Annotated in this window: 5 protein-coding genes; 2 read left to right on the top strand and 3 right to left on the bottom strand. The window is 65.7% G+C overall.

Features of this window, described 5'->3' with window-relative positions:
* Positions 1-258: 258 nt before the first annotated feature.
* Both VFP86_13385 and VFP86_13380 read left to right on the top strand, forming a co-directional pair.
* Positions 259-1,575 (top strand): CapA family protein, encoded by a 1,317-nt coding sequence (locus VFP86_13385; GenBank protein HET9000632.1) that lies wholly within the window; start codon positions 259-261, stop codon positions 1,573-1,575.
* Positions 1,576-1,664: 89 nt separating this feature from the next.
* Positions 1,665-1,931: an MlrC C-terminal domain-containing protein gene (locus tag VFP86_13380; protein ID HET9000631.1), complete on the top strand. Its 267-nt coding sequence runs from the start codon at positions 1,665-1,667 to the stop codon at positions 1,929-1,931.
* A 4-nt stretch (positions 1,932-1,935) separates the two neighbouring features.
* On the opposite strand, the gene VFP86_13375 is transcribed toward VFP86_13380, so the two are convergent.
* The 3 genes from VFP86_13375 to VFP86_13365 form a co-directional block, all read right to left on the bottom strand.
* Positions 1,936-2,853, bottom strand: a complete 918-nt coding sequence (locus VFP86_13375; GenBank protein ID HET9000630.1) for an ABC transporter permease — start codon at positions 2,851-2,853, stop codon at positions 1,936-1,938.
* Between the two features lie 4 nt (positions 2,854-2,857).
* Positions 2,858-3,784 carry an ABC transporter permease gene (locus tag VFP86_13370; GenBank protein ID HET9000629.1) on the bottom strand — a complete coding sequence of 309 codons (927 nt, stop codon included), beginning with the start codon at positions 3,782-3,784 and terminating at the stop codon, positions 2,858-2,860.
* A 106-nt stretch (positions 3,785-3,890) separates the two neighbouring features.
* The coding region (locus VFP86_13365) for an ABC transporter substrate-binding protein (protein ID HET9000628.1) at positions 3,891-5,302 on the bottom strand (1,412 nt) is incomplete at its 5' end.

Raw genomic sequence — 5,302 nt, 5'->3', positions numbered from 1 at the left:
GCCCTGCGTTATCTCGGTGTTTGGGAAGGATCTCGGCGACGACCTCGACGGGCAGATGGCGATCGCCCGGGTTGGACTGGCGGTGTACGAGGCCCAGGGGTAAATCCGAAGAGGAGGAGACTCGCCCGTCTCGCGAATACCCGCAGATCGTGATCGCCCCCGGCGTCATTGCGTTCAACCTGCTCGGAGACGGGCTGCGCGACGCGCTCGATCCGCGTCAGCGGGAGTGAATCGCAGACTGAGACCGGAGGGACCGGCATGGCCAAGCGGTTCGTGGTGACCGCCACGGGCGACGCGCTCATTACGCGGCGGCTTCCTTCCTACCGTGACGATCCGTTCACACAAATGGTCGCGCTGATCCAGTCGGCCGACGTGGCGTTCACGAACATGGAGATGGTGCTGAGCCGGTACGCGGGGACGCCCGTGGTCGAGAGCGGTGGGATGAACCTTTCCGCCGATCCTGCGGTCGCGCGCGATCTCATGCGGATCGGGTTCAACCTCACCGCGTTTGCCAACAACCATACGCTCAACTACGGGGAGCAGGGCGCGCTCGAGACGCTCCGCGCGCTGGAGGAGATGGGGTTCCTCTGCGCCGGTGCCGGGCGGCACCTTGCGGAGGCGCGGATGCCGGCATTCCTTGAGACCGCGGCGGGTCGGGTCGGCCTGGTCGCCTGCGCGTCTACGTTCGCGCCCGGCCAGCGCGCCGGGGCGCAGCGGGCCGAAGTGCAGGGCCGGCCGGGCCTCAACCCCCTGCGCTTCGATGCCCTGTACGTCGTCGACCAGGAGCACATGGAGGCGATTCGCCGCATCGCGGAGCGGACCGGGGCCGAGCGCCAGCGGCAGCGCCGCGTGTGGATGGGATTCGGTCCGCCGCCCAAACGCGAGGGGGAGTTTATTTTCGCTGACCGATCGTTTGTGGTCGGCCCTGAATTTCGCATCAAGACCGAGGCGCACGAGAAGGACCTCGCCGGAAACCTAGACTCCGTCCGGCTCGCCCGCGCGATGTCGGACCTGGTGCTCGTGAGCATCCACGCGCACGAGCAGGGAGAGGAACGGTGGCACCCGGCCGACTTCATCGTCGAGTTCGCGCACGCGTGCATCGATGCCGGCGCGGACGCGGTGATCGGCCACGGTCCGCACCTGCTGCGGGGTCTCGAGGTCTACAAGGGGAAGCCGGTATTTTACTCGCTCGGCAATTTCATCTTTCAGCCCGAATACCTGCAGCGCGTTCCGGCGGATGATTACGAGACGCTGCGAATCGATCCGGAGTGCTCGCCCGCCGAAGTGTTTCAACACCTCTCCAAGAACGACACGCAGAGTTTTCCCGCCGACCGGCTGTATTGGGAGACGGTGCTCCCTCTCTGCACCTTCGAGGGGCGCGAGCTGCGCGAGGTCCGTCTGTACCCGCTCACGCTGGGATTCGGCCGACCCTGGCCCGACCGCGGAACGCCGCGGCGCGCCGACCCTGCCGTCGCCGACCAGGTCTTGCGGTGGATGGCGGAGCTGTCGGCGCCGTTCGGCACCCGCATCAGCATCGACGCGGGCGTCGGACAGGTGCAGCTGCCCGCGGAGTGATCGCAAGGCAGCTATCGTTGAGCCCCTGCAAAATCTCGTGGGCTCCCCACTGAAGCTCCGCCTCCGCAATCGGCCGCTTGTACTTCGGGATGATCCACCCGGAGCCGTTCTTGTTGCTCGGCATCGATGTGGCCCGGTTCCGCATCGTCGGGCTGAAGTCGAGCGCGCACTTCCGCGCCGGGTTCTCGGGGGTCGCGAAGCACATCGTCACGGCCAAACCCGCAGGGGATCACCACCGCGAACTTGCCGAGCTTCCCCTACCGGCGGCTCCGGCGGCCGATCTATCCCCTGGACCGGGAAGCGACGTGCAACCCCGTTGGCGAGCGATGAGCGCCTGCGACCGGACCATCGAATAGGCGGTCATCGGTGGATCAGGGCGTCCTTCTGCCGCGGATCGAGCGCGTCCCGCAGTCCGTCGCCCGCCAGATTGAACGCCAGCACCGTGAGCGAGATCATGACGCCCGGCGCGATTGCGATCTGGGGATAGGTGAGGATGTACGCGCGGCCGTCCGCCAGCATGCCGCCCCAAGACGCCGTCGGCGGCTGTGCGCCGAGCCCCAGAAACGACAGCGCGGACTCGAGCAGGATGATGCCGCCGATGCCCAGGCTGGCCAGCACGATGATAGGGCTGAGTACGTTGGGCACCACGTGCCGGAAGATGACCCGCACGCGGCTCGCGCCGGCTGCCTGCGCGGCCAGAATGAACTCGCGCTCGCGCAGACTCAAGACATCGGCCCGCACCACCCGAGCGTATTGCGCCCACGTCGTCAGGCCGATGATTACGACAACGGTGACCAGGCTCGGGCCCAACACCGCGGCCAGGGTGATGAGCAGCACCAGCAGCGGATAGGCCATTAGCGTGTCGACGATGCGCGAGAGCAGGCTGTCCACCCACCCGCCGATGTACCCGGCGCAGGCGCCCACGGCGACCCCGATCACCACCGCGATACTCGTCGCCAGCAGCCCAACCAGCAGCGCGACCCGGCTTCCCCAGATGATCCGGCTCAGGACGTCGCGGCCGATGTGGTCGAACCCGAGCGGGTGCGCCCAGGACGGCGGAGCGCCGCGCATGCCACGGAACACCTGCGCGTACGGGTACGGCGCGAAGATGTCCGGGAGCACCGCGAGCACGACCAGGATCAAGACGAACCCCAGCCCGATCACCCCGGGCAGGTAACTCTTGAACCGCTGCCACCCGCGCGTCCATTCCGGTCGCCGCGCCAGCGCCGCTCGCGCCGGCGCTCGAGGGATCCGCTCAACGGCGGCGTCGCGGCTCACGGCGTCACCGGATGCGGATTCGCGGATCGATGAGCCCGTAGACCATGTCGGTCGCCAAGTTGCCCAGGATCACGAGGACGCTGAGCACCATCACGATCGCCTGCACCACTTGATAATCGACGCGGTTCACGGACTCAACGAATAGGTTGCCGAGCCCGGGGATGGCGAAGACGGTTTCGATCACGATGGTGCCGCTGAGGATAAACGCCAGCCGGTAGCCGACCACCGTGACGATCGGGAGGAGGGCATTGCGCACGACGTGACGGATCACGACCCCGCTCTCGCGCAGGCCTTTGGCGCGGGCGGTGCGCACGAAATCTTCGCCCAGGCTGTCCAGCGTCGAACTCCGCATCAGCCGCGCCAGGAGCGCCAGCTGTCCGACGACGATGACCGTCACGGGCAGAACGTAGCCCTGCCATGATCCCAGCCCAAACGGCGGCAACCAATGGAGTACGAGCGAGAAGGCCACGATCAACATCAGGCCGATCCAGAAGTTGGGCAGAGCGACGCCGAGCGTCGTGCCGACCATGATGGCGTAGTCCAGGGCCGAATATCGTCGGACCGCGGCGAAGAGGCCCGCGGGAATGGCGATCAGGATCGCGATACCAAATGCGATGAGGTTGAGGGAAATCGTGACCGACGCGGCCTCGGCGATCATCGTCCTGACCGGCATGCCGCTGCGCACGACCGACTGGCCGAAGTCGCCGTGGAGCATGTTGACGACCCAGGTGAGGTATTGCTCGGGCAGGGGCCGGTCAAGCCCCCACTTCTTGCGGATGAGATCGATCTGTTCCTGGCTGGTCCGCCCCTGACCGATCATGAGGGAGACAGGGTCCCCGGGGATCACGTGGAGCATGACGAACGTCCCCACGCTCACCAGCAGGATGACCACGAGCCCATGGGCGAGGCGGACGGCGATGTAGCGCTGCATCCTAGCGCGACCCCAGCACGATGGCGGTTCCCTCGAGACGGCGAAGGGGACAGCAGCCTTCCGTCCCCTCCGCAATCGTCGATCGGCCGGGCCTCGGCCTCCTCACCTACTCAATCGACCACTTGTATGCGTTCCGGTAGATCTCGAACGCCGTTTCTGGCTTGGTCGGCAGCCCTTTGATCCGCTTGTTGAAGACGTTGAACCAATCCCAATACATCACGTACAGGACGGGGACGTCCTCGACGAAGATCTTCTGGACCTCGCTGTAGATCTTCGCCCGCTTCTTGACGTCGATCTCGCGCAGCCCCTGGGCCAGCAGCTCGTCCATCCGCGGGTTGTTGTAGCTGGCGAAGTTGCGCACCCCGCCCGACTTGAGGGTGCTCTGCGGGTCGGGCTCGGTGGCGTTGGTGTTGTAGGTCCAGTTGAACAGCGACGCGTCGAGCTCACCCTTCGGGAGCTGGGCCAGGATCGTCGCCACCGGCCTTTCGACGATCCGCATCTCGATGCCGACCCCGGCCAGGTCCTGCTGGACGATCTCCGCCTCCGGCCGGCGGGCCCGATCGCCCGTGATGACGGCGCACGTAAAGGAGAGCCGCTGGTTGTCCTTGGCGCGGACGTTGCCCGGCCCCATCTTCCAGCCAGCCTCCTCGAGCAGAGCCCGGGCCCGCGTCTGGTTGTACGGGTAGGTCTTGACGCTGCGTTCGTACCAGGTGCGCATCGCGGGCGGATAGATGGAGTGGGCGATAATGGCCGTGCCCTTGAACACGTCATCGATCAACCGCTGCCGGTCGATGGCGTACATCATCGCCTGCCGGACGCGCTTGTCGGAGAACTGCGGGAGCTTGTTGTTGATCGGGAAATGATTCACGCCTGTGCTCGACGTCCGGAAGACGACGAACCCGTTGTTGGCCTCGAATTGCAAATTGTCCTCGGCCAGCAGGGGCCACGTCGCCGAGTCGGAACTGCCGCTGCGCAGCGCGATGGCGCGCACGGACGCCTCCGGCACCACGTCCTGGCGGAACGAGTCGATGTTGGGCCGCCCGCGGAAGTGTTGGTCGAAGGCGTCCACGATCGTGAACTCGGCCGGCCGCCATTCCCTCAGCTTGAACGGTCCCGTGCCCATCGGTTGACTCTTGTAGGCCTTCTCGCCGATCCGGCCGTGATATTTGGCGTTCAGGATGAACTCGGTCGCCGTGCTGACGAGGAACGGCGCGAACGGTTCCTTCAGCTTGACGACGGCAGTATACTTGTCCGGTATCTCGACCTTTGCGACGTTGACGAAGTTGATCGCCTTGTTGGCGGCGTTGGCAGGATTCATGTAGTACTCGTACGTGTACTTCACATCGTCGACTGTGAACTCCGAGCCGTCGTGCCACTTGACGCCCTTGCGGAGCTTGAATGTGTACTGGAGGCCGTCCTTCGACACCGTGTAGCTTTCTGCCAGGACCTTCTCCAGAACCAGGTACTCGTTCACCTCTAGGAGCGCATTGTGAATCTGGGTGACCATGACCCACTGGA

This window comes from bacterium, from assembly GCA_035703895.1.
Lineage (GTDB): Bacteria > Sysuimicrobiota > Sysuimicrobiia > Sysuimicrobiales > Segetimicrobiaceae > Segetimicrobium.
The sequence above is the reverse complement of the archived record's forward strand: the minus strand, read 5'-3'. Positions and strand labels throughout refer to the sequence as shown.